Origin of the sequence: Lamprocystis purpurea DSM 4197, from assembly GCF_000379525.1 — a bacterium.
GTDB classification, from domain to species: domain Bacteria; phylum Pseudomonadota; class Gammaproteobacteria; order Chromatiales; family Chromatiaceae; genus Thiodictyon; species Thiodictyon purpureum.
In genome coordinates, this window is sequence record NZ_KB902509.1 from 41,813 (window position 1) to 67,278 (window position 25,466).

18 protein-coding genes are annotated in these 25,466 nt (G+C 65.6%); 4 read left to right on the top strand and 14 right to left on the bottom strand.

Annotated elements, in window-relative coordinates; translation table 11 throughout:
* Positions 1 to 213 precede the first annotated feature (213 nt).
* A complete protein-coding gene (locus tag A39O_RS36815; RefSeq protein WP_245561929.1) occupies positions 214 to 765 on the top strand; it encodes a YgaP family membrane protein in 552 nt (183 codons plus the stop codon).
* Positions 766 to 842: 77 nt separating this feature from the next.
* Here A39O_RS36815 and A39O_RS0118470 read toward each other — a convergent pair whose 3' ends face one another.
* The 4 genes from A39O_RS0118470 to A39O_RS0118490 form a co-directional block, all read right to left on the bottom strand.
* A complete protein-coding gene (locus tag A39O_RS0118470; RefSeq protein WP_020506149.1) occupies positions 843 to 2,606 on the bottom strand; it encodes a PocR ligand-binding domain-containing protein in 1,764 nt (587 codons plus the stop codon).
* Between the two features lie 52 nt (positions 2,607 to 2,658).
* The gene (locus A39O_RS0118475) at positions 2,659 to 3,672 is read right to left on the bottom strand and encodes a response regulator (RefSeq protein ID WP_040528145.1); all 1,014 of its coding nucleotides are present in this window, start codon (positions 3,670 to 3,672) and stop codon (positions 2,659 to 2,661) included.
* Between the two features lie 66 nt (positions 3,673 to 3,738).
* Complete coding sequence (locus A39O_RS36820) at positions 3,739 to 8,571, bottom strand: PAS domain S-box protein (RefSeq protein ID WP_020506151.1); 4,833 nt, start codon at positions 8,569 to 8,571, stop codon at positions 3,739 to 3,741.
* A gap of 290 nt (positions 8,572 to 8,861) precedes the next feature.
* On the bottom strand, positions 8,862 to 9,758 hold the full coding sequence (locus A39O_RS0118490; RefSeq protein WP_020506153.1) for a cation diffusion facilitator family transporter: 897 nt from the start codon (positions 9,756 to 9,758) through the stop codon (positions 8,862 to 8,864).
* A gap of 611 nt (positions 9,759 to 10,369) precedes the next feature.
* On the opposite strand from A39O_RS0118490, the gene A39O_RS0118495 reads away from it, so the two are divergent.
* Positions 10,370 to 11,218 carry a polyphosphate kinase 2 family protein gene (locus A39O_RS0118495; RefSeq protein ID WP_026199522.1) on the top strand — a complete coding sequence of 283 codons (849 nt, stop codon included), beginning with the start codon at positions 10,370 to 10,372 and terminating at the stop codon, positions 11,216 to 11,218.
* Between the two features lie 8 nt (positions 11,219 to 11,226).
* Here A39O_RS0118495 and A39O_RS0118500 read toward each other — a convergent pair whose 3' ends face one another.
* The 9 genes from A39O_RS0118500 to A39O_RS40960 form a co-directional block, all read right to left on the bottom strand.
* On the bottom strand, positions 11,227 to 12,459 hold the full coding sequence (locus tag A39O_RS0118500) for an ArsB/NhaD family transporter (protein ID WP_020506155.1): 1,233 nt from the start codon (positions 12,457 to 12,459) through the stop codon (positions 11,227 to 11,229).
* 105 nt (positions 12,460 to 12,564) lie between these two features.
* Positions 12,565 to 12,882: a hypothetical protein gene (locus tag A39O_RS0118505; protein WP_020506156.1), complete on the bottom strand. Its 318-nt coding sequence runs from the start codon at positions 12,880 to 12,882 to the stop codon at positions 12,565 to 12,567.
* Between the two features lie 113 nt (positions 12,883 to 12,995).
* Entirely contained in the window at positions 12,996 to 13,343 is a 348-nt protein-coding gene (locus A39O_RS0118510) for a DUF3969 family protein (RefSeq protein ID WP_020506157.1), read from the bottom strand.
* A 123-nt stretch (positions 13,344 to 13,466) separates the two neighbouring features.
* Positions 13,467 to 13,733: a hypothetical protein gene (locus tag A39O_RS0118515; protein ID WP_020506158.1), complete on the bottom strand. Its 267-nt coding sequence runs from the start codon at positions 13,731 to 13,733 to the stop codon at positions 13,467 to 13,469.
* A 221-nt stretch (positions 13,734 to 13,954) separates the two neighbouring features.
* Positions 13,955 to 16,180, bottom strand: a complete 2,226-nt coding sequence (locus A39O_RS34170) for an ATP-binding protein (RefSeq protein WP_051088849.1) — start codon at positions 16,178 to 16,180, stop codon at positions 13,955 to 13,957.
* 429 nt (positions 16,181 to 16,609) lie between these two features.
* On the bottom strand, positions 16,610 to 17,347 hold the full coding sequence (locus A39O_RS0118525) for a Crp/Fnr family transcriptional regulator (RefSeq protein WP_020506160.1): 738 nt from the start codon (positions 17,345 to 17,347) through the stop codon (positions 16,610 to 16,612).
* A gap of 6 nt (positions 17,348 to 17,353) precedes the next feature.
* On the bottom strand, positions 17,354 to 18,193 hold the full coding sequence (locus tag A39O_RS0118530) for a response regulator (protein WP_020506161.1): 840 nt from the start codon (positions 18,191 to 18,193) through the stop codon (positions 17,354 to 17,356).
* On the bottom strand, positions 18,190 to 19,941 hold the full coding sequence (locus A39O_RS0118535; RefSeq protein WP_020506162.1) for a PAS domain-containing hybrid sensor histidine kinase/response regulator: 1,752 nt from the start codon (positions 19,939 to 19,941) through the stop codon (positions 18,190 to 18,192). The genes A39O_RS0118530 and A39O_RS0118535 overlap by 4 nt, the downstream gene beginning before the upstream one ends.
* Positions 19,942 to 20,170: 229 nt before the next feature.
* Positions 20,171 to 20,416 carry a hypothetical protein gene (locus A39O_RS40960; RefSeq protein WP_157640249.1) on the bottom strand — a complete coding sequence of 82 codons (246 nt, stop codon included), beginning with the start codon at positions 20,414 to 20,416 and terminating at the stop codon, positions 20,171 to 20,173.
* Here A39O_RS40960 and A39O_RS34175 point away from each other — a divergent pair.
* Complete coding sequence (locus A39O_RS34175) at positions 20,415 to 22,292, top strand: putative bifunctional diguanylate cyclase/phosphodiesterase (RefSeq protein ID WP_020506163.1); 1,878 nt, start codon at positions 20,415 to 20,417, stop codon at positions 22,290 to 22,292. The genes A39O_RS40960 and A39O_RS34175 overlap by 2 nt on opposite strands.
* Before the next feature lie 119 nt (positions 22,293 to 22,411).
* Complete coding sequence (locus A39O_RS36825) at positions 22,412 to 24,658, top strand: putative bifunctional diguanylate cyclase/phosphodiesterase (RefSeq protein WP_020506164.1); 2,247 nt, start codon at positions 22,412 to 22,414, stop codon at positions 24,656 to 24,658.
* A 91-nt stretch (positions 24,659 to 24,749) separates the two neighbouring features.
* Here the strand turns inward: A39O_RS36825 and A39O_RS0118550 are convergent, their stop codons facing one another.
* Positions 24,750 to 25,277, bottom strand: a complete 528-nt coding sequence (locus A39O_RS0118550) for an REP-associated tyrosine transposase (RefSeq protein WP_157640250.1) — start codon at positions 25,275 to 25,277, stop codon at positions 24,750 to 24,752.
* Between the last annotated feature and the right edge of the window lie 189 nt (positions 25,278 to 25,466).

A 25,466-nucleotide genomic window follows, 5' to 3' on the forward strand; every position in this document is an offset into this window, starting at 1 on the left:
CCGGCTAAACGCCGCGGCCTCCGGTCTACCGGCGGCCGGAGCGACGATCAAGGCCCGATCGCAACTAGGCGCAATCCGATCCGCCGGTGGCAGAGCAGTATGATAAGCTCCCGAACCAGGGCACCAGCCTGATCTCGCGATCCGCATTGGCGGCTTTCGAGATCAATCGGCCTTAAGACATCCTTGAGCAAGGTCAAGCTCGGAGCGAATACCATGCGCGACACTAAGGTCATTTATCAGGACATCCCGAACCATTCCGCTCTTTGGGTGTCCTTGCACAGGGATGCGACCTGCCTGGGAAAGCACGCGTTCACGGCCACTCATCGCGGAACCATCCGTCGGCACTATCTCGAGATTGGGCGGCGTATCTCCGAAGATGAGGCTCATGGGATGGCGTACGAGGTTTGGTGGGATGTCCGAATACTGGGAGTAGACCCCACGGTCGGATTTCACGTGCCCCCGGCCCCCTACGAGGCGACGGCTAGCGGGAGCCCTCTGCCAACGGCGCCCGGACCGGTAAAGAGCGTCGGGCGGCCCCCCGATGTCACCCGGAAAAACGTCGGCAATACGGATCGTGTGATCCGCGCAAGTCTCGGTGTCTTCCTGATCGTCGATGCTGTGCGCAGTGGCGGGATGGGCGGACTAATCGGCGCGGTGCTGCTCGCCACCGCTTACTTCGGTCTCTGCCCAGCCTATCGCGTCTTCGATTTCAGCACTTTGAAGGACCACGGCACCGTCAACGACGAAACCCCTGAGACCAACTAGGCCGCGGTGGGGCCCGGTGGCCTTCCGGGAGGGGGCCGCTCGCAGCGCTGGATGAAGGGGGTTCTCGTGCCGACGGCTCAGTCGGCAGACGGGGGGAGATAGGTTAGCAAGGCCGCATACAGGACCTCAGGATCGACCGGTTTGCCGATGAAGTCGGTCATGCCCGCCGCCAAACACTGCGCCCGGTCATCCATGAACACATTGGCGGTGATGGCGATGATCGGCACCCGTGTGCCGTTGGGCAGTTGGCGGATGCGTTGCGTCGCTTCGAGCCCGCCCATCACAGGCATCTGCATGTCCATCAGGATCAGGTCATAGTCGCTGCGCGTCGCCAGCTCCAGCGCCTGCACTCCGTTGTCGGCCGTGTCCACCGTCAGTCCCAGATCGGCCAACAGATCCTGCAGTACCTCCTGATTGATCGGTTCGTCCTCTACGAGCAGGAGGCGGGCGCTGGTGTGTCTGGTGCGCAGTTGGTCCCAGGCAGAGGGCGAGTTCGGTTGCGGCGCCGGGGTGACCGCGCGCTTGGTCTTCGCCAGGCGGAGGGTGAACCAGAAGGTGCTGCCCGCCCCAAGCGCGCTATCGACCCCCAGGGTGCCGCCCATGAGCTGCGCCAGCCGCCGGCTGATCGCCAGCCCCAGACCCGTGCCGGCGTACCGGCGGGTCGTCGAGTTATCGCCCTGCTCGAAGGCGATGAACAGCCGTGACTGATCCGCGGCGGCGATGCCGATGCCGGTGTCCTGTACCTCGAAGCGCACGACCACGGCCGCGGCGTCCTCGTCGACCCGCCGCGCGCGCACCGTGATGGACCCGCGTACCGTGAACTTGGTTGCGTTGCCGACGAGGTTGAGCAGAATCTGTCCGAGCCGTCCGGCATCGCCTTGCAGCGACTGGTGCGCCAGCTCGGGGCAAATGTCGATCACCAACCCCAGCGCCTTGTCGGCCACGTCCTGGCTGATCAGGTCGTACAGGTCGGCGAACACATCGTTCAGGTTGAATTCGGCTGTTGCTAAGGTGAGGCGGTCGGCCTCGATCTTGGAAAGGTCCAGGATGTTGTTGATCAAGGTGAGCAGACGCTGGGCGGCGCCGCCGGCCTTGTGCAACTGATCGATCTGCTTGGCGTCGGTGGCGCGACGCAGCGCCAGGGTATTCATGCCCATGATCGCGTTGATGGGCGTACGCAGTTCGTGGCTCATGTTGGCGAGAAAGGCACTCTTGGCCCGGCTGGCCGCCTCGGCCTGCTCTTTGGCCAAAGACAGCTCCGCGGTGCGGGCTTGCACCAGCTCCTCAAGATGCTCGCGGTGTTGCCGCAGTTGCTGGTTGGCGTCCTGCAGCCGCACGCGGGCCAACCCCGTCTCGCCGATCAGCTGGGCGAGACGGATCAGGAAGTCCATCATCGACCGCACTTGCTGCTCGGTGAAGATGGGCGTTTGCGCGAGGGCCTCCAGATAGGTCCGCTCGTCGAAACCGAATTCCTCAGCCTGTCGTCTAAAATAGGCGATATCCGGTGGTTCGAAGAAGAACTGCCCGGTGAATAAATTCGCGACGTGTTCACCGCAGACATGGATCGGAACCGCGACGTCGACCAGACCGTTCCGACAGCGATAAACGTTATAGGGCTCCCCGCTGTGCAGGCGCCCGGCGAGGACGGTATCGCTCTGGCGGCAACGCGCAGCCGTCTCGGGATTCACGCGGTGGAACTGAGTACAGATCCGCTGCCACCCCGTGGCGACAAGAATCGTGCCTTCCAGATCGAGGATTGCGGTCACCGCGCCGGTCAATTCCGTGAAGCTCTCGCAGAGTCCGCACAACGCGCCGATGTCGACCAGGTCAACAAATTTCATCTCAGGTCAGCGATGATGTCGTCGTCTTCGACCACCAGGATACGTGCGCTCTTCATGGCGATGGGTCTCGCTGTTGCTGCTGATTCCGGCGCCGGTCCCAATCGCCCTTGATGTCGAGGATACGCGGGAGGCAGCCCTCGAACGCGGCGACCAGGGACGGATCGAAATGATTGCCGGCACCCGCCCGCAGGGTCGTCATGACCTGTTCCAGGGGCCAGGCATCCTTGTATGGACGTTTCATGGTGAGCGCGTCGAAGACATCGGCCACGGTGACGATCCGCGCGGATTCCGGAATGGCCGTTCCGGCGAGTCCTTCCGGGTAGCCGCTGCCGTCCCACCGCTCATGATGATGGCGTGCAATCTCGGCGGCCAGCCGGAAGACCGGTGCGTCGCTGCCGGACAGGATCTCGAAACCAATCGCACAATGGGTCTGCATCAGTGCCCATTCGTCGGGGTCCAACTTGCCGGGCTTGCGCAATACCGCATCGGGGATGCCGATCTTGCCGGTGTCGTGCATCGGTGCGGCCAATTCCAGCAGGTCGCAATCCGCCTGGGACCAGCCGATGGCGGCGGCCAACGCACGCGCGTAGGCCGCCATGCGCCAGATATGCGCGCCGGTATCGACATCGTTGTAGTGTCCGGCCTTCCCGAGCATGAAGATGGCGTCGCGGTTGCCCTTCTCCAACTCCCGAGTGTGCACCAGTGACAGGTGGGTGCGCACCCGGGCCCGCACGATCCCCGCGCTCACGGGCTTGATCAGGTAATCGACCCCACCCGCGGCGAATCCGGCCTCCTCGTTTCCCACCTCCGACAAGGTGGTGACGAAGATCACCGGGATGCCCTCGGTGCGCGGATCGGCCTTGAGCGCCCGACAGACCGCGTACCCGTCCATCTCGGGCATCTGAATGTCGAGCAGAATGAGGGCGGGCTGGTGTTTGACGGCCAGACCGATGGCCTCGGCACCACTGCGGGCCAGCATCAGAGGGTATTCGCCCGCCAGGATCGCGCGCAGGTTGGCGAGATTGGTGACCTCGTCATCGACCAGCAGCAGGGGGCCATGCGTCATGGGCATTTCCTAAAATTGATCCCAAATCCGGAAATTCGTCTGAAAACGCGAAGCAAAGGGCCCTTTCTAGTTTGGCATGTCCAGGTCACGCACCAGTGCCCGGATCAAGCCCTCGGCCCCGCGAAAATCGAACTCGGTCAACCGCGACGCGACTGCCGCCAGGGGCGCGGGAGCAACCAGACCGGGCAACTGCGCGAGCAGCGAGTCACAACGGTCCGGGTCGTTGTGGTCGAGGGAAAGCAAGAATTGAGCTAGCAATGCACGCAGGCCGTCGGGCCCGGCAGCGGCAGACCTCGCCACGGCCTCGGGTCGCTCGACCATGGTCCCGGCGACGATCCCGGCGCAGACCGCGTCGATGGCGGTTTGCAGGGCCGCCGCCAATTCCCCGATCGGCTCCTCATCCCTGATGCACCGGTCCAGTTGCCGGGTGAGATCCAGAACGCGCGGCAACGCGAGACTACCCGCTACCCCGACGAGCTTGTGGGCAAGCGCCCCGGCCGCGGCTCGGTCGCCTTCATGGCAGAGGCTCGCGATCTCCCGCCCGGCGCCGGCGTAGCGGGAGACGAACTTGTCGAGATAGGTCAGGTAGGTCTCGATTTTGACCCATTGTTTGAGTGCGGCCGCAAGGTCGATGCCGGGCATTGCCGGTGTCAACGTCGTCGCTGCCGCGGTGCGGGGGGCGAGGGGCGGCTCCGCCAACGCCGCGACGGCACCCGATCCACCGGCCTCGGGCTCGCGCCGGCGGCCGGTCCAGTGCTGGATGAGGGCGATCATCTGGTCGACCTGGAACGGCTTGGCGATGAAATGGTTCATACCGGACGCCAGTGCGGCATCCCGCAACTCCTGGAAGGCCCCCGCGGTGAGGGCGAGGACCGGCAGGTCTCGCCAGCGTGCGTCCGCACGCAACCGGCGGGTCGCCGCGTAGCCGTCCAGGCGCGGCATCTGCACGTCCATCAGCACGATGTCGACCCCGGCCGGATTGTCCTCCAACCAGTCCAGGGCCGCCTGACCGTCGCCGGCCAGGTGGACGAGGGCACCCTCGACTTCCAGAATCCGCTGCGCCACCTCCCGGTTGATGTCACTGTCATCGACCAGCAGCACCCGCAACCCGGGAAGGCGCGGCCGGTGGGTCGCCATCGGCACGGGTGGCGCCAGGCCCAGTCCCTGCCGACGCCGACTCAGTGCCTCGCCGACCGCGTTGTACAGGGCCGAGGGCGTGACCGGCTTGCTGAGCAGGGCGTCGACCGCGGCGAAGCCGGGCTCGCCCAGGAGTGCATCCTGCGAGTAGGCGGTGACCATGATGACGATGGGCGGTCTCTGCGATTCATCGATCCGCTCTCGCAGGGCGTCGCGGATCGTCTGGGCGGTGGTCAATCCGTCCTGCCCCGGCATTTGCCAGTCGAGTAACAAGGCGTCGTAGCGCTCCTGCCCATCCAGCCGCGCCAGGGTCCGCACCAGGGCGTCCGCGCCTGAGGTCACCAGGTCGGCGGTCCAGCCCAGGGCGGCGGCGGTGTTCACCAGCGCGGCCCCGGCCGGCGCGCTGTCGTCGGCCACCAGCAGGTGGAGCCCCGCCAACTCCGGCGGAGTGGCGGTCGCGGCCTGATCGCACCGCAACGGCAGCACGAACCAGAACTCGCTACCCTGGCCGGGCACACTCTTGACCCGCAACTCGCCCCCCATCAGGGCGACCAATTCGCGGCTGATGGTCAGCCCCAGCCCGGTGCCGCCGAAGCGGCGGGCGATGCTGCTGTCGGCCTGGCTGAAGGGGGCGAAGATCCGCTCCTGCTGGTCAGTGGCGATACCGATGCCGGTATCGCGTACCGCGAACCGCAGGCGCACATCCGACCCCTGCACCGAGTCCAGGTCGATGCGCAGTTCGACCTCACCGCGTTCGGTGAACTTGACGGCGTTGCCGAGCAGATTGATCAGCACCTGCTCGAGGTGTCCCGCATCGCCGGTCAGGGTGTCGTAACGCCAGGAGGGATGAGGGGAAATGACCAGCTCCAACTGCTTGTCGCGCGCGGCCGCGGCCATCATGGCGCCGAGATCATCCAGCAACCCGGACAGCCGGAAGGGCGCGGATACCGTTTCCATACGGCCCGCCTCGATCTTGGAGAAATCCAGGATATCGTTGATGAGTGTCAGCAGCGAGCGGCCGGCGTTGCGAACCTTCAGCACCAGATCGTACGCCGCCGCTGCGAGCGGCTGGCGCTCCAGTAGATAACAGAAGCCCAGCACCGCGTTCATCGGCGTGCGGATCTCGTGGCTCATGTTGGCCAGGAACGCGGACTTGATGCGCGTCGCCTGTTCGGCCAGGGCCCGCGCCTGCAACAACTCGGTCTCGGCCTCTTTGCGTGCGGTGACATCGACATAGGCGATAAGCACCCCATAGTCCGGATGCGGGTAGGGCATGGCGCTGACCGAGATCCACAGGACGCCATCGGGCCGGACGATGCCCATTTCCACGTCGCGCACCGTCCGCCCCTCCACCGCGGCGCGCACGCTGGCGAACTCCGGTGGCGGCATGGGGGTCCCATCCGGACGGACGATCGCCCACTCCTCGCCGTCATAGGTCCGGCGGAACTGTTCTTCCCGCGCGATCCCCAGCAAGACCTCCGAGGCCCGATTGCAGTCGACGATCTGACCGGCACTGTCCGTGACGGCGATCCCGATCGGCATGAGGTCATACATGGTGCGCAGCTTGGTCTCGGAGGCCTGAAGTTCCGCGGTTCGTGACGTCACCAATTCCGCGAGGTGCGCCTGCTGGTCCTGCAGGGCGAGCTGCGCCTCCCGGGCCTCGGTCGTGTCGTGCAGGCTCACCACGATGCCGAGCACGGCCCCGTCTTCTCCCCGGAAGGGACGGTAATCCGCCTCCAGCCAGCGCAGCCGGCCGTCGGCTCCGGTGGTGCGGATGCTGAAGCGCTGGGCCTGACCAGCCAACGCGGACTCCAGATGGGGACACATCTCCGCATAGGTCTCAGCGCCCACGACCTCGCGCACCAGCCGTCCCTGCAACTGGTCTTGGCTGGATTGGCGTAGCGCGGCATAGGCGCGGTTGATCAACCGGAAGCGCAGGTCCCGATCGATGAAGACCAGCATCGCGCTGGAGGTCTCAACGGTCTGCTGGTAACGACGCAGATCCATCTCCGCCTGTTTGCGTTCGGTGATGTCGCGACCAACGAGCACCGCGCCGATGATCGCGCCGTCGGGGTTGCGGATGGGCGCGAAGCTGTAGCTCTCGGTCCAGGTCTCGCCCGTGTCTTTCCGTCGCAGGCCGTATTCGAGATTGGTGGCCGTCTCGCCCCGCAGTGCCCGGGCAACCGCCCACTGCTCCATGGGGGCCAGCGAGCCGTCGGACATGAAGAGGTCCAGGATCTGCGCGTGCTCGCCGATGGTCTTGGGGCAGGTCTCGCGGTCCTTGAATTTGTGAGAGGTCGCGAAGGCCTCGTTGAAGTGGGTGAAGTGGCCCTGGGTATCGGAAATGCAGATAGCGTCGGGGATGACGGCCAGGGCCGCCTCCAGTTGCGTCTTGTTCGCCAAGGTCTCCTGCTCGGCCAGCTTGCGCGCCGTGATGTCCTCGGAAAAGATGACGATCCCACCCACGGCGCCGTCGCCGCGGTGCCAGGGTCTCACCTCCCATCGCACCCAGTGCACGCTGCCGTCCTGCCGCTCGAAGGGCTCTTCCTCGGCGCGGATCACCTCACCGGCCAGGCAGCGCCGGTGCACCTCCCGCCACGACTCCGGAATCTCGGGGAAGACCTCGTAATGGGAAAGCCCGATGATGTCGCGGCCCCCCAGTCCAAAGTCATTCAGCCAGCGTCGGCTGACCGCCAGGTGGCGTAGGTCGCGGTCCAACATCGCCAGGGCGGCGGGGGCGTGCTCGATGAAGATCCGCAGTTGCTCTTCCCGCTCGGCGAGCGCGGCTTCGGCGCGTTTGCGTTCGGAGATGTCACGCACGACGCTCAGCATGCAGGGCTTGCCGCCGAACAGGGACCTGGTCGCGCTGACCTCGACCGGGATGGGGCGTCCCTGTGCATCCTGATGCGCGGCCTCGAAGGTGGCGGTACCCTCCTGCTGCAACAACGCGAGGCGCTGCGGGACATTGACGACATCGTCGAGCCTATCGATGTCGCGAATATGCAAGGTCAGGAAGGTCTCCCGATCGTATCCGTACCGTCGGCAGGCCTGGTCATTGACCGCGAGGAAGCGCCCTTGCAGATCCAGAATAAAGATCGCGTCCATGACGTTGTTGACGATCCCGCGATAGCGTTCCTCGCTCTCCTGCAGGGCCGCCTGGGCCTGCTTGCGTGCACTGATATCGTTGACCATGGCCAGGGCGTGCGTGAGGGTCCCGCCGGCATCGCGGATGGCGGTGACCGTGACCTCTGCGACCACGGTATGGCCGTCGCGGTGACGGTAGTGCGTCTCCAGCTGGTAGCTCGGGAACTCGCCGTCCAGCAGCCGGGCGAACACCGCAGTCTCCTGTTCGCGGTCGGAAGTCACGACGAATTCGCTGAAGTGGCGCCCGATCACGTTCGGCAGTTCCCCCTGGTAGCCGAGCATCGCGAGCAGGGCAGGGTTGACCAGCACCAGCCGGCCGTCGAGGTCCCGCAGGCAGATGCCGGCCGGGGACGCCTCGAACATGGCGCGCATGAGACCCTGGTCGCGTACCTGCTGCCGGGTATCCCGCAGCGCCTGGCCCTGCTCGGCGATGGTGCGACGCAACCGGCGCAAATGGACATCATGGACGTCGCGCAAGAGGTTACTCCGGCTGAGAATCCCGACCAGTCGCCCGGCACTGTCCTCCACCGCCAGGTGCCGGACCCGCGCGGCGTGCATCCGCGGGGCTGCCTCGTAGGCGAACGCTTCGGGATGAATGGCCTGCAGCGGCTGGGACATGACAGCGGCAACCGGGGTGGTTTGCAGGTGCAGGTCGAGCGCGGCCAGCCGGATCGCATCGCGTTCGGTCAGGGTGCCGATGACACAAGGTCGCGAGCGTGAGCGTTTCGATCATTGAACAGGATTTTCCGGTAATCGCCTAAGCTGACTTGCTCGCCGGCATGTATAGCGTTCGCACCTGATATCCAGACAGACCTTCGTGTAGGGGCGGGTTTGAAACCCGCCCCTACGTCCGGTAATCACGTCCGAAGGCGATATTAGGGCCGCCGGCATGGCCTGCATCATCAGAATCAATCCCCGCGCTGATCCAGTTCCAGCCCGGCCGGGTCCTGATGGATGGTGATGTCGGCGTCCGGCCACGCGGTGTGCAGGACGTCCTCCACCCGATCGGAGATGGCATGCGCCTCCAGTAGGGAGATGTCGGGGTCGAGTTCCAAATGGAGCTGGATCACCGCGATATGGCCGGAACGGCGGGTGCGCAGGCCATGGACGCCGCGGACTCCCGCTACCGTGAATGCCAGGGCCTTGATCCGCTGGCGGTGCTGCTCCTCGATTTCGCGATCCATCAGCAGGTCGACCGCCTCGCGCGCGATCTGGAAGGCGCTGTAGAAGATGTAGACGGCGATCCCGAGCGCGAAGAGCGGGTCGAGCCCCGGCCAGCCCAAAACCGCGAGGATCAGGGCGAGAAGGGTGGCCGAGTTGGTCGCCAGGTCGGTCGCGTAGTGCAGGGCGTCGGCGCGGATGGCGGTTGAGCCGGTCGCCCGGATGACCCGGTGCTGGAAGACGAGTAGCACGCCGGTGGCCGCCATCGCAAAGAGCATGACGCCGATGCCCACGCCGATGTCCGACAGGGGGGCCGGGTTGACCAGCCGATCGACCGCGTGCAGGGCGAGGAACAGGGCGGATCCGCCGATGAAGGCGGCCTGCGCCAGTCCGGCCAGGGCTTCGGCCTTGCCGTGCCCGAAGCGGTGGTCCTTGTCCGCGGGTTGCAGCGACCAGTGGACCGCCAGCAGGTTCACCACGGAGGCGCCCACGTCCATCAGCGAGTCGATCAAAGAGGCCAGGACACTGACCGCGTCAGTGACCAGCCAGGCGGCCAGCTTCGCCACGATCAACAGGGTCGCGGTCGCGACCGAGGCGTAGGTGGCGAGTCGCAGCAGGCGGGAATTCTGCTGGTGCGGCGTCATGGCTGGTGCGGGGCAATGGGTGGCATGAGGAACTCCGAATAACTCCTAAGGAACGGGTCACTGTTCCGGCCGGCGCACTGGAGGTCGTGGCTTTCGCCGGACGCGGGCCGCCCGGACGCGAGGTCGACCGGCTAACGGCCATGGCGCCCGCGCACCCCGGAACATGAAAGTCCTCTCAACTGCCGGCGTGTGAGGCTGCGTAGTCAGGGCTTCCAGCCCTGACTGTTCCAGCCCCGTCGCCGCCAGGCCAGGATGGCGTGACTACGCACTTTCACGGTAAGGCCTCGGCCTCCAGTTTTCTTGAGGCCGGAACGATGATCAGGACGTTCCGGGCGACCGGGGGTCCGGGATGTCGCCAGGCTGCCCTGAAGGGCGACCTGCATTCTTGCCGGTCATGATCAAGGCCAACACGCGCACTCTGCGGATTTCCACGGTTGGGGATACTATGCCGGGCGTCGGACAATGTCGAGATTGTCCTTGCTCATAGTGCGACCATTGGCGCCAACTGGTCGGTTGATGACCGCTCGCCTTTGCACTGTTTCGGCCAGGCCGCCGAGGGTGTGGTGTCGCGATTGTGCACCACCTCAACCGATGACGGGAGTACAGACAAGATGAACTACACCAAGCAATTGATCGTCGAACCAGAGGCCAGGGTACGGCTCAAGCAGTTCGATCCGGCCGGTCACGGCAAGGGCGGCGCCGAGCAGGACGCGGACCAGGAACTCGCGGCCGTCAAAGCCCGCATCGGCGATCTCCAGCGCAAGATGTACGGAGACAATCGGCACGCGCTCCTGATCGTCCTGCAAGGCTTGGATGCGGCAGGCAAGGACGGCGTATGCTGGCACGTGATCGGCGGCATGGATCCCCAGGGCTGCAAGGTCCAGGGGTTCAAGGCGCCCACGGCGGCCGAGGCGGCGCACGACTTCTTGTGGCGCATTCATCCGCACGCCCCGGCTAAGGGCGAGGTGGCGGTGTTCAACCGCTCGCACTATGAAGACGTGCTGGTCACCCGCGTCCATCAACTCGTCCCGCGCACGGTCTGGGAGCGGCGCTACGACCTGATCAATGACTGGGAGCGGCTGCTGGCCGTCGAGAATGGCACGACGATTCTGAAGTTCTGCCTGGTCATCTCCAAGGAGGAGCAGTTGAAGCGGTTCGCCGAGCGGTTGAATGATCCTCATCGGCAATGGAAGATCAGCGACTCCGATTACAAGGAGCGCGCCTGCTTCGACGATTACCTGGACGCCTTCGACGAGGCGCTGGAGCGCACTTCCACGGCGCATGCCCCCTGGTTCACCATCCCCTGCGATCACAAATGGTTCCGTAATCTGGCCGTCGCCCATATTGTGCTCGATGCCATGGAGGCGCTGGATCTCCACTACCCCGAGCCGACGGTCGACCTCGAACAGATCCGGCGCGAATACCATGCGGCTGCGGGCGGCAAGGGCAAGCAGCGCTGATGCCGACCTCACATCAGATATCTGACCCAAACCCAGGCGATCAGCAAGGTGCTCAGGGCCACCGGCAGACCCACCTTGGCAAACTCCCGGAATGAGATGTTGAGGCCCCTCGCATTGGCCGCATCGACCACGATGATGTTCGCCAGGCTGCCGATGACGATCAGATTGCTGGAGAGGCCGCTGGCCAGCGCCATCAGGGGTCCGGCCTCGGGATCATTGGCATAGGGCAGGAGCAGCATCACGGTCGGAACGTTCGAGGTGATGTCGCTCAGCACGGCGCTCAATACGAAGAGCACGTCACTGTGCTGGAGGTTGAATCCGGCCGCATTCAAGTCGCCGACCAGTTGCTGTGGCATCCCGGTATTCTGGAAGGCGCCGTTGACTATGAACAGACCGACGAACAGGATCAGCAGCCCCCAATCCATGCGATGCAGCATGCTGCGGGACATGAAGCGGGCGTTGAACAGCATGAAGGCGCCGGCGCTGGCCGCTACCAGGCCGCGACTCCACTCGGTGAAAATGAAGGCATAGAGGACGAAGCCCAGGACCAGCAAGCCCTTGATGGTCTCCCACCGGTCGAACGGGGGTGCCGCCGCGTCGGCGGAATGGGCGCTGCGGTCCGCCGCGTCCGGCCGCTGGAGTTGCCAGTGGGCGCGGTAGAAGAGCATCAGGGCGAGCCAGACGACACCTAAAGACAGGAGGGCGGGTACTGCGGCGTACGCCATATAGTGGACGAAGGAGAGTTGCAGTCGCTCGCCGATCAGCATGTTCTGGGGGCTGCCGATGAGCGTTGCCACCGAGCCGGCATTGGCGGCGAAGGCGATCGCCAAAAGGAACGGCACCGGATTCAGTCCGCGGCGCAGACAAATGGACAGCACGACCGGGGTCATGGCGACCGCCACCACGTCGTTGGTGAGCAAGGCGGACATGACGCCAACCAGCCCGATCAGCAGGGCGAGCAGGATCGCCGGCCTGGTCTGGACTGCGCCGACCCTGGCCGACACCGCGCCGTAAAGCCCGGACAGCTCGAACTGGATCGACAGCAGCATGAGCCCGAACAGCATGCCGATGGTGCCGAAGTCGACGCTGGCGACCGCTTGCGCCTCGGTGAGTTCGGCGGCGGCCAAGAGCGCGATGGCGCCGCCCAAGGCGATCGCGGCGCGGTCCACCTTGAGCCACGGCAAGTGGCCGAGCATCATGCCGAGATAGACGACGACGAAGATGATCAGGACGATGGACATGAACCAACTCCGCGCGGTTGCGATTGTAGGTAGCGAGTCATAAATCGGCCCGCAGGCCCCGGGGCGCAGAGCGCCGAAGACCTGCGTGACATCGCCGGAGCGGTGTCACGAGAGCAAATAACCGGCATCGACCACGACGATCATGGCCTCGACCCCCAACACCTCTTTCACCGCAAGGGCTTGCGGGGCTAACTGCTGGGTGTCGTTGCCGGCGTTGGTGACGTCGTAATGGGCGATGAGCCGGTGCTTGCTATCGACGGAGTTCTGGACGTTGTAGCCGACCAGTTGCTGGCCGCCCTTGCGCAGGGCGCGGGCATCCGGGTCGGTGCGCGAGATCTGGGTTTCCCCGCTGTCCTCCAGTTGCTTGAGCAGGGCCGCGTGGCGCGCTTGGCGCGCCTGGAGCTTCACGATCTTGGCGGCCAACTCCGGGCGCCGACCACGGTCCGAATACTTACCCAATCTCGGGAGCGCGGTCACGAGTGAAGGGCTGGGAACAATGCTGCCGTTTGGGCTGATGGCAATTGCCCCATGTTTGCTCAGGCGGCCAACTGCTGATCGTCGAGGAGCGTCAGGCACAGGGTGCGGATCGCGGCGATTTCGCGCTGAAACTCCTGTTGGGCCTGTTCGACCGGCAGGGCGTCGAAGATGTCGGGAAGTTGGACGCCGCGCCCCATGATGTCATCGGCGATCTTGTGCCTTAACTGCCGACGGACATAGAGGCAGTTATCCGCGTGGAAGAAGACTTCGACCGCTCCGGAGGCGCTGATGGTGCCGGCGACCAGCGATTCGACGACACCGAGTGACAGCAACGCGAAGGATGCGAGCCGTTGTTCCTCGCTGCCGGAGTGCGCCAAGAGCGCTTCGATCTCAACCCGCTGTTTCATGGCTCGCTTCCATTTGGGAAGAATTTCACCCCGGCGACTTGCCCGGAGGGGTGTTCAAAATAGTGCACGTCACCACCGACCCCGTTACCCGGCTAGGATGCGGTTCCTCTGGTTGGTCGACCTTCAGGTCGGCCCCTGCTGCGTCGGTCGGCCTGAAGGCCGACCTACACCAAGGAGTCGCCAGTCTTCTACCGGAGCCAGGAAGCTGCCCAGCGACATGGGTCGGAGCGGTATCGATTCCGGTGCCTGCGATGGCACTGGCGGGTAGACGCGCACGATGTACTCGAGGCCCCTGCGCACGACCTCGGCAAGCGAGATCTCCCGCTCCCACGCGACGCGCTGGGCCTCCCGGTAGGGTTCGTCAGGGAGTTGGATTTTGGTCTTGATCATGGTGGGAAAATAGCACCATGGGGGACTCGTATCAAACCCGGATCGTTCACGAGGGCAAACTGGAGGCCGAGGCTTTACCGTGAAAGTGCGTAGTCAGGCCATCCGGGCCTGACGGCGTCGGGACTGGAACGGTCAGGGCTGGAAGCCCTGACTACGCAGCGGTCGAGCAGACTTTCATGTTCCGGGGTGGCGCGGGCGCCATGGTCGTTAGCCGGTCGACCTCAGGAAATCACCTGGGGTTGAGCCTCGCCGCGCGGCGGCAGCCAGCGCAGCAGGGTGGCGAAGAGTTGCTCGGGCTCCACGGGTTTGGCGAGGACGTCGTTCATCCCCGCTGCCAGGCACCGTGCCCGGTCCTCGGTGAAGGCGTTGGCGGTGATGGCGAGGATGGGCAGCAAGGCTTTGCCGGGCAGGGCGCGGATGGCGCGGGTGGCTTCGAGCCCGTCCATGAGCGGCATCTGCATGTCCATCAACACCAGGTCGTAGGGGGCGCTACGGACCCGCTCCAGCGCTTGTCGGCCGTCCCCCGCGAGTTCCACGTGCAATCCCACGTCGCTCAGCAGATCCATGGCGACGGCTTGGTTGACCGGTTCGTCTTCCGCGAGCAGGATGCGGGCGCCCCGATAGCGGCGGGCGAGGATCTGCTCGGCACTTTCCGCCTCCGGCAGCGCGCGTCCGGTTGGCACCGCGGCGGCCTCCCGATCGGAGCGCTCCAGCCGTGCGCTGAACCAGAAGGTGCTGCCCTGGCCCAAGGCGCTCGTCACCCCGACCTCGCCCCCCATCAGGGCGGCCAGGCGTTTGACGATCACGAGTCCGAGCCCGGTGCCGCCATATTGCCGCGTGGTCGAGTTGTCGGCCTGAACGAAGGGTTGGAACAGCCGGTGCTGCTGCTCGGGGGCGAGACCGATCCCCTCGTCCTGGACCTCGATCCGCAGCAGGATGTTCGTCCGCGCGTCCGCCGCGACATGGGCGCGCACCCGAATCGTGCCCCGATCGGAGAACTTGATGGCATTAGCGATATAGTTCGACGCCATCTGGCCCAGGCGCGTCGGGTCGCCGCGCAGCCGGGCCGGGACATTCGGGTCGATCTCGACCGCCAACCGCAGGCCCTTCGCCGCCACCCGTTCGCTCAGCAGCGCGGCCGTCTGGTCCAGGACCTGCTCCACTGAAAGCTCCCCTCGCTCCAGACCGAGGCACTCGGCCTCGATCTTGGAGAGGTCCAGGATGTCGTTGAGGAGGCGCAGGAGGCTCTGAGCGGCGTCGGCCACCTTGGCCAGCCGCTCCCGGGCTTTGGGCGCGACGATCTCGCGCTGCAGCAGATGGGTGAGTCCGAGGATGGCATTCATCGGTGTGCGGATCTCGTGGCTCATGTTCGCCAGGAAGGCGCTCTTGGCCCGATTGCCGGCTTCCGCCGCCTCCTTGGCGGAGGCCAGTGCGGCTTCGGCGCGGCGCCGCATCACGATGCGCCAGAGGTCGTCGGCGATCAGCTGCAGATCGTGTTCGTCCGACGCGTCGTAGTCGGTCGGCTTGTTGCCGACGCCGATCAGCACCCGGACCTTATCGCCTTCGACGACCGGCACCCCCAGATGGCGGATCAGGTGCGCGTGGCCCGCCGGATAGCCGCAGCGGTTCGGCAGATGCTGGTAGTCGTTGTGGACGACCGGGCGGCGCAACCGCACCGTATCGGCCCAGACGCCGGCCATCGATATCGGGTAGTGGCTTTGGTGCACGGCGGTGCAGTGCTTCAGGGTCTCGGCCGACCAGGAGTGAAGCTCAATGGTCTCCTGATCGTTGTTGACGAAATGGACGTAGCCGATATGACTGCCGGTGAGTCGCACGGCTTCCTCGGCGCCGCGCCGCAGCAGCGCGCGCTCGTCCATGGTGTCGGCCTGCTGGCTCATCTCGAACATGGCCTTGAGTCGCAGGTCGCTGATCAGCAATTGCCGGTTGGCGGCCTCCAGCGCCGCCGTGCGTGCGGCGACCAGATCCTCCAGCCGATTGCGGTACTGCTCCAACTCGGTGTCGGCCCGCTTGCGCTCGGTGATATCGCGCGCGATACCGATGATTGCCGGCCCACCGTTCCAGCGGCCCATCGTTGCGCGGATATCCACCAGGACGCACCCGCCATCGGTCTTGAGCATCGTCAAGGGGCCGCTCGGGCCGGTTCCATGCGGGATTTCGGCAACCAGGCGCCGCACTTCCGGGTGCATCTCGGGCGGGTGAAGGACCCAGGCGGGTTGGCCAAGCAAGCTCCGGCCGTAGCCCAACCCCGTCGCGACCGCCGGGTTGTAGTGCAGGATGCGGCCGTCCAGGTCGAGCACAAAGAGGTAGTCGGCGATGGCCTCGAACAGGCCTTCCAGGTTTTGCCGCTGATCGGCGGCCTCCGACTCGATCGACAAGCGCTCCAATGCCTGGGTGAACTGGCGGGCGAGGGTTTCCAGTGCGTCCACCGTCAGGCGCCCGATCTTTCCGGCCTGTTTGCGCTCCGCGATATCGATGCCGACGGCGTCTATCTTCGAGTGCCCCGTGATTGGTGTTCGTTGCGAGCGTTGCCCAAGGCGATTTCCGAAGAACGTCGTACCACGCGGGCTCAACCTCCGTGACCGGGGCGATGCAACCGGAGGCCGACGCTTTAGCGGGCGGCGGCGCCGCGTCAGCAGCCCCTGGTGGATGCGGCGCGCGCGACGGCCGTGCCGGGTTCCTGACGCCGAGCGGCGCGCCTTATCCACCCTACAGCGGTGCCGGCTTTGTAGGGTGGATAAGCGCAGCGCATCCACCATCAGCCTAAGGCCACGGCAACCGCCCGGGTCTCAAATTTTTTACAGTGCGGTTATTCTAACTGAAGCGCGTCCGGCCAAGAACCGGTGTGTCCATGCGTCTCAGATGACAGGATCCTGGCGGTACTGCACATCGCCCAGCAGGCGGCCCAGTTCCGTCTTCACCAAGGCGTAGCACTCGCAGGCACGGGTTTCGAGCCCCTGCCGATCGACGACCGTGATGTGGCCGCGGCGATAGCGGATGAAGCCACACTGTTGCAGCTTGCGCGCCGCCTCGGTGACGCTTTCGCGGCGCACGCCCAACATGCTGGCCACCAGTTCCTGCGTCATGACCAGTTCGCGCTCCGGGGCCCGATCCAGCGTCAGCAGGAGCCAGCGGCTGAGTTGCTGCTCTACCGAGTGATGACGGTTGCAGGCCGCGGTTTGCGCGGTCTGGGTGATCAGTGCCTGCATATAGCGCAGCAACAGGGGCTGCAACAGACCGACCCCCTCGAAGGCCAACTTCAGGCGGCGGCGCTCCAGGCGATACGCGTGGCCCGCCGTCTGCACGACGGCCGAACTGGGTGTGGAGTCGCCACCCATGAAGAGCGAAACGCCGACCATGCCTTCGTTGCCCACACCGGCGGTCTCGGCCGCCGCGCCGCTTTCCGTGACATAGTGCAGCGAGACGACCGCGCTGGTTGGAAAATAGGCATGACGCAGCCGCTGGCCCGGTTCGTAGAGCATCTCGCCCAGGGCCAGCGGGCAGGGTTCCAGATGCGGCGACAGGGTCGCGTACTCGAGGTCGGGCAGCGCGGCCAGCAGATGATTCTGATTCGGGCTGTGGCGGGCCGGGAGCATCGCGCGTCAGCCGACTGCCGCCGCGGGCCTGGGCGTGGTTTCCACGCCGATGCCGCGATAGCCGATGAAGCGGCAGGCCCGGCTGAACCGCGGCTCGCCGCTGACCCGGTACTGCTGTTGCGAGCCGTCGGCGTTGACGCGGCTGAAGGGGAAGTCCAGGAACGGCTGGCGGGCGGCGATCTTGACGCGGATGGCGGTACGCTCGGTCTCGTTCCAACCGCCGGTCGGCGGTTGCGTGGCGGTGACTGGCGCCACCTGGTCGGGAATACCCAGCATCGCCATCACCGGGCCTGAGATCGTGGTGAAGCGGCCGGTCTCGTCCTGTTCCCAGTACCAGTCCGACGCCAGTTCGGCGAGGCTGCGGTAGCGGGCCTCGCTGTCGCGCAGTTCCTGGGTGCGGGCCTCCACCGTCTGCTCCAGCAGCAGGTTGGACGCTTCGAGTCGGCGGTACAGCAGCCGCACCTCCAGCATGTTGTGGATACGCGTCTTGACTTCCACCAGGTCGAAGGGCTTGCTGACAAAGTCCTTGGCGCCGGCCTGCAAGGCGCGCAATTTGTGCGCCGGTTGGGCGGTGAGCACGATGACCGGGAGGTAGCTGTCGGCGGCCTGCACCTGCAGCGCGGCCATCACCTGAAAACCGTCCATGGCGGGCATCTGCAGATCGAGCAGGATCAGGTCGTAGTCGTTGCTGCGGTGCAGCGCGCACACCTGGGTCGGGTCCATCGTCGCGGTCACGCTGGTATAACCCGCGTCGCCGAGCAGGCGCTGCAAGAGCCGCACATTGGCATCCTGATCGTCGACGATCAGGATGCGCGCGGCCAGGATCTCCTGTTCCGGTAATTTCATTCTATTATTCCTAGGCTTGAGGGTTTGCCGGCGACCAGCGCGACCTCGAGCGCCAAGTCCAGCGTGTCCATGAATTCGCCCACCTTGATGGGCTTGGTCAGGTAGTGAAAGAAGCCGGCCTGCATGCCCTTTTCGATGTCGCGGGGCATGGCATTGGCGCTCAGTGCGATCACCGGAATCCGCGCCGTGGCCGGGTCCTCGGCCAGGATGTGCAGTGCCGTGATGCCGCTGATGCCCGGCAGGTTGATGTCCATCAGGATGATATCGGGCAGGCAGGCGCGCGCCATCTCCACGCCCTGCCGGCCATCGCGCGCACTCAGCAGCCGGATGTCGGGCCGCCGTGCCAGCAGCCGCTCCACCAGCATCAGGTTGGCCGGGTTGTCTTCCACACAGAGCAGGGTGCGCAGGGCGCTGTTCGGGGCCACCGGGGCAAGCGCCGCCGACGGGAGGTCGGCCGGTTCGGCGGCTAGTTGCAGTGCCGTGGTCGTGTCCAGTTCGATCCAGAAGGTGCTGCCCACACCCACCGTGCTGTCGACCCCGATGGTGCCGCCCATCAACTCCATCAGGCGCTTGCAGACCACCAGGCCAATACCGGTGCCTTCCTGTGACCCGGTCTCCTGCCCCAATCGGTTGAAGGGCTGAAACAGTTGTGCCAGCTTGTCGGCCCCGAGGCCTTCGCCCGTGTCTTGCAAGCTGATACGCGTGCGCTCATCCGCCGCGGCGGTGCAGCGCACGTCGACGCGGCCGCCGACGCGGTTGTACTTGATGGCGTTGGACAGCAAATTGACCAGCACCTGCTTGACGCGCGTGCGGTCGGCGCGCACCAGCCAGGGCCCGTCCAGCGTCGGGAAGTGCACATGGATGCCGCTCTGCTGGACCTGCGGCTCGATCATGGCCTCGCAGTCGGCCAGGACCTCGGAGAGTGACATGGGCTCGGGCGACAGCGACAACTTGCCCGATTCGATGAGCGCGAGATCCAGGATTTCGTTGATCAGAGCGAGCAGATACCAGCCGGCCTGCAGGATCTGATCGATGCAGTCCTTCTGACCGGGCGTGGGCGCCGGTGTGCCGGTCTCCATCAGTTGGGCGAAGCCGAGCACGGCGTTCAGCGGCGAACGCAGCTCGTGGCTCATGCAGGAAAGGAATTCCGACTTCGCCTGGTTCGCTTGCTCGGCCGCCACCTTGGCTTTTTCCAGTTCCAGGTGGCTGTACTTGAGCACCGCGTCCAGGCGCCCGCGCTCGGCCTCGGCCTGCTGGCGTGCCGTATTGTCGGTGCCGATCAGCAGATAGCCGATGATGGCGTCGGACGCGTCCTGCAGCGCCGTCACCGACACCACGGCCGGCAAGCGGCTGCGGTCTTTGCAGATATAGGTCAGTTCATAGACATCCTCGATGCCCCGACGCGCCTTGAACACCAGGGCCTCGAAGCCCGGCGCGATGGGTGTGCCCAGTTCTTTGCTCAGCGCCAGTGCCCGCGCCACCAGTTCCTGCGGGTCGGAAACGTCCGCCGGGGTGATGCGGTTCACCACCTCGCCGGCCGTGTAGCCCAGCATGCGCTCGGCACCCACGTTGAAGATCTGGATGACGCCGCGCTCATCGGTGGCGATGCTGGAGAAGTTGGCACTGTTCAGGATCGCGGTCTGCAGTGCACCGGTCTTGAGCAGCGTCTGCTCGCGCTGGACTTCGGTGATGGCATTCGCCGCACCAGCCGTGCCTGAACCTGGGGCAGCAATTCCGTTATCACGCATGTGCAATGTCCGATTCGATGCAGGTTAGGCCGCGGGACGGTGAGTGATTGCGCCGCGGGTCAGGGGCGCCGGAGGCACCTAAGAAAACGATGACAGCTTGGGCCGCGGGCGTCTGTACGCTGCCGCACGCGGGGTCCAAGTCTTTAATACTTTCAAAGTCGCGCGGCCACCCTGGAACATGAAACCCTTTCGACCACTGTCGCAGCTGCCGGCGTGCGAGGCTGCGTAGTCAGGGCTTCCAGCCCTGACTGTTCCAGCCCCGACGCCGCCAGGCCAGGATGGCCTGACGACGCACTTTCACGGTAAAGCCTCGACCTCCGGTTTTCTTGCGGCCGGGATGCGGACCGATGAACGGTGCGTCCCTTGCCGGGATCTGCGTACGGTGCCGTACCGAGCCGGCGCCGCATTGCGCGTAGAGTCCGAGTTCAATGACGCGCACCTCGTCTCCCACTTCCCTTACTCCGGAGTTCGTCATGGCCGACCTCAGGGACATCAACGATCAGTCCCTAACCGACCTGCTCAGTGCCCTGCACCGCGAGGCAACTGACCCCGCCAACGCTGCTCATGTCGTTCAGGAGTTGGAAGTTCACCAGATCGAGCTGGAACTTCAGAATCGGGAACTGCGCGCGGCCCAACAGGCGCTCGAGGAGTCCCGCGACCGCTACGCCGACCTCTACGACTTTGCCCCGGTCGCCTATGCCACGATGACCGGCCAGGGCCGGATCACCCAGATGAACTTGACCGCCGCCCAGTTACTCGGGGTGGAGCGCGGTCGGGTGCCGGACTTGTTACTGGGCACGCGGCTTGCCCCGGAGAATGGGCGTGCCCTGCTCGACAGCCTGTCGCGGGCGCTGCGGACCGGAGAGGATGAGAGCCTGGAAGTCGGCCTGGGACGCGCACCGGAGGCCCGACGCGACCTGCGCCTGATCATTCGCCGCGAGCGTCCGCCTCCGGGCGAGGAGGCGCGCACGGCCTGCCGCGTGATCCTGCTGGATATCACCGAGCATCTGCAACTGACCGCGCGACTCCAAGAGCGTGAGCTCCAACTGGAGCATCTGGTCCAACACGACACGCTCACCGGATTACCCAACCGCTTGCTGTTCGCCGACCGTTTGGGGCAGGCCATCCGTCAGGCCCATCGGGAGCAGCGGCAAGTGGCCTTGCTCTTCCTCGACCTGGACGGGTTCAAGTCGATCAACGACAGCTTGGGGCATCCCGCCGGGGATCAGGTCCTGAAACAAGCCGCAACACGCATGCTCGGCCTGGTGCGGGAGGGTGATACCGTCGCCCGCCTGGGTGGGGATGAGTTTACCGTCATCCTGGCGAAATTGAAGGACGGCAGCAGCGCCGGGCTGGTCGCCCATAAACTCACCGAGGTGTTCAGGCGGCCTTTCACGGTGGATGGCCGCACGCTCTATGTCACCACGAGCATCGGTATCAGCCTCTTTCCACAGGATGGATCAGACGTGAATACCCTGGTGCGCAATGCCGACTCGGCCATGTACCTGGCCAAGGAGCGGGGTCGCGACACTTTCCGTTTCTACACCGAGGACATGACGGCACGCGTGTTCGCCCAGTTCTCCCTGGAGACGGCACTGCGGCAGGCGCTGGTCAACGAGGAATTCGTCCTCTACTACCAGCCGCAACTCGATCTGGCGACCGGCCACATCGTCGGTTTGGAGGCGTTGATCCGCTGGAACCACCCGACCATGGGCATGGTCGAACCGCTGCGGTTCATTCCATTGGCGGAATCCACCGGTCTGATCGTCCCGATCAGTGTCTGGATCGTGCAGACCGCCTGCGCCCAGATGAAGGCGTGGCAGGATCAGGGGTTGCTGACCGACGCGGCGGTCCGGGTCAACCTGTCCAACCGCGATATGCAGAACCCGGACCTGGCGGAGATCATTGGGGGAATCGTCAGGGCGGTCGGCCTGAATCCCGCCGCCCTGGCAGTGGAGATCACCGAGACCTGGATCATGGCCAACCCGGAGTCGGCGGCCGGCAATATCCGACATCTCCAGTCCCTGGGCATCGAGGTCGGCATCGATGACTTCGGCACGGGCTACTCCTCGCTGGCGTCGCTCAAGCGTCTGGCGGTGCATGAGATCAAGATCGACCAGTCTTTCGTCGCCGGGCTGCCGGAGGACGCGGACGGCTGCGCCATCGCCTGCGCGGTCATCGCGTTGGGCGAGGCCTTGGGGCTCAAGGTGGTCGCCGAGGGGGTCGAGACCCAGGCGCATGCGCGTTTTCTCACGACCGCCGGGTGCCGGATCGGCCAGGGCTATCTGTACAGCCGGCCGCTCCCGGCGGAAGAATTCGAATCCTATGTCAGGCGCCAGGGCTTACTCTAGTCGTCCCAATCGCCGTTTGCGAAACGCATCCGGTCGACTCTGGCCACAGATCTGGCCACAGACACGGAAGTGCATGCCCGAATCGGGCGCCGACTGCTCGTAACCCCGCGGAGGCCGCGATGGCGGATTTCAGGAACATCGATGATCGTTCACTCGCCGACTTGCTCGCCGACCAGCAGCGCGATGCCCTGGACGCTGCCGATCCGCGCCGGGTGGTGCAGGAGCTCCAGATCTACCAGATCGAGCTGGAACTCCAGAACCGGGAGTTGCGCGCGGCGCAGCAGGCGTTGGAGGAATCCCGCGACCGCTACGCGGACCTCTACGACTTTGCCCCGGTGGCCTATGCGACCCTCACCCGCCAGAGCCGGATCACCCAGATGAACCTGACCGCCGCCCAGTTGCTGGGGGTGGAGCGGGGGCGGGTCCCGGAGTTGGTGCTGGCCACGCGGCTCGCCCCCGGCGACGGGCGCACTTTGCGCGCCAGCCTCGTGCGCGTCCTGGATACCGGGGATGAGGAATCCATCGAGGTGACCCTGGGACACCCGCCCGAGGTCGAGCGTCAGCTCCGGCTGGTGATTCGCCGCGAGGGGTTGCCCGCGGCCGGGGAGTCCGCGACGGCCTGCCGCGTCGTGCTCCTGGATGTCACCGAGATCAAGCGGGCACAGGCCGTCGTGCTCACCCAGCAGCGCTTCCTCCAGTGCGTCGTCGACGGGATCGCGGACCCGATCCGGGTGATCGGCGCGGACCATCGGGTCCTGCTGATGAACGCGGCGGCGCGGGCGGCGGACGGGGGCACGGTCGGCGACGTCTTGCCACACGAACCCGGTTCGGCCCCGGCCGTGGCGGCGGGCGGCGCGGAGACCAAGGATGTCCAACGCCGCCAGGGGCCGGACGGGCAGACGCGTTGGATCGAGCGGATCAGTGCACCGCTGCGCGGTCCCGCGGACGAGATCCTGGGTGTGATCGAGTCCTCCCGCGACATTACCGAACATCTGGATCTGACTGGACGGCTCAAGGAGCGGGAGGTGCAACTGGAGCACCTGGCGCACCACGATGGACTGACCGGCTTGCCCAACCGCGTGCTGTTCGCCGACCGCCTGAAGCAGGCGATGCTGCAAGCCCATCGGGAGCACCGGCAGGTGGCCGTGCTTTTCCTGGATCTGGACCGGTTCAAGGTGATCAACAATACCCTGGGACACCCCGCCGGGGACCAGGTGTTGAAGCAGGCGGCGCAGCGGATGCGTGACCTGGTGCCGGAGGGCGATACGGTCGCCCGTCTGGGCGGGGATGAATTCGCGATTCTGCTCGTCGGCTTGGAGCACGGCGACAGCGCGGGACTGGTCGCCCGCAACCTGCTCAAGTCCTTCGCACAGCCTTTTACCGTGGCCGGCCAGTCGCGCTATGTGACCGCCAGCATCGGCATCAGCCTCTACCCCGAAGACGGTGATGAGGTCGCGGTGCTGGAGCGCAACGCCGACGCGGCCATGTACCGCGCCAAGGATCAGGGCCGCGACAGCTTCCGTTTTTACACCAAGGAAATGACGGCGCGCGCCTTTGCCCAGGTCACCCTGGAGGACGCCCTGCGCCAGGCCCTCACCAACCGCGAATTCGTCCTCAACTACCAGCCCCAACACAACCTGGACACCGGCGGCGTGGTCGGTGTCGAGGCCCTGATCCGCTGGCATCACCCATTGCTGGGCCTGATCGGACCGGAACGGTTCCTGCCGTTGGCGGAGTCCAGCGGGCTGACGCTCCCCATTGGGATCTGGGTGGTGCAAACCGCTGCCGCCCAGATGAAAGCCTGGCAGGACCAGGGGCTGTTGGCGGGCGCGGCGGTGTGGGTCAACCTGTCCAACCGCGACATTCAGAACCCCAACCTCCCTGAGACCATCGAGGGCATCGTCAAGGCGGTGAATTTGGCGCCCGGCGCCCTGGCGGTGGAGATCACCGAGACCTTGGCGATGGCCAACCCGGCGACGGCGGCCGGGGCCATCCGGCGCCTCCAGGGGTTGGACATCAAGGTCGGGATCGATGCTTTCGGGATCGGCTACTCGGCCCTGGCCGCCATTGATCGCCTGGCCTTGCGCGAATTCAAGATCGATCGCTCCTTCGTCGCGCGACTCCCGCAGGACGCGGCCGGCTGCGCCATCGCCCGGGCGGCCATTGCGCTGGGCCGGGCGCTCGAACTGCGGGTCGTCGCCGAGGGGATCGAGACCCAGGCCCAGGCCGATTTCCTCAAGGCCGAGGGATGCCGGATCGGGCAGGGACACCTGTTCAGCCCGGCGCTTCCGGCGGACGAATTCGCGGCCTATGTCAGGAGCCAGGGCGCGGTCGCCGCGCCGATCGAGCCCGCCGCCACCGGCTAAAGCCTCGGCCTCCGGTTGTGACTGGTGGCAAACCGGAGGCCGAGGCTTTAGCCGGTGGCCAACCGGAGGTCGAGGCTTCAGCCGGTGACCGCTAGAAGTCGTCGCCCGCGATCCCCGTGATCTCTGCGGCCCGGTTCAGACAGTCATCGAGCCAATCCTGTCCCCGGGTCCGCAGGAAGTACCGGTAACTGGAGAATTCCCATTCGCCCGGATGGGCCACATACCCGTGCTTCACCGGATTGCCGTGGACATAGTTGAATCGCGCCCACCAATCCTGCGGAGTACGGATGCAGGTATCCCAATAGTTCTCCCACACCATCCGCCCGCGCATCCCGGCACGGGTGTTGACCGCATGGGCCGAGGCGCCGTGCAGTTCGGTCACAAAGCGGCGCAATCGCTGCCGTGGCGGCGTCTGGAACAACAGGTGATAGTGCTGATCGAGAATGACCCAGGCACGCAGCCGCATTTCAAAGCGCCGGGTCTTCGCCTCCAACACTTCGCGAAACAGGCGCTTGTCCTCATCCGCCCGAATCAGGGGCGCACGACCGAAGGTCGACGCGGTCAACAGATACCACTGCGCGTCGAGATACAGGTGCGGCGGGCGGTGTTCATCGGTCATCCCCGGGTTCTCCGTGCTGTCCACCGGCTAAAGCCTCGGCCTCCAGTTTGCAGCCAATCATAACCGGAGGCCGAGGCTTTAGCCGGAGGATGCCCGCAGGGCGGTGTCTGGCCTTGAGTGGGGCCACCGGCTAAAGCCTCGGCCTCCAGTTTGCAGCCAATCATAACCGGAGGCCGAGGCTTTAGCCGG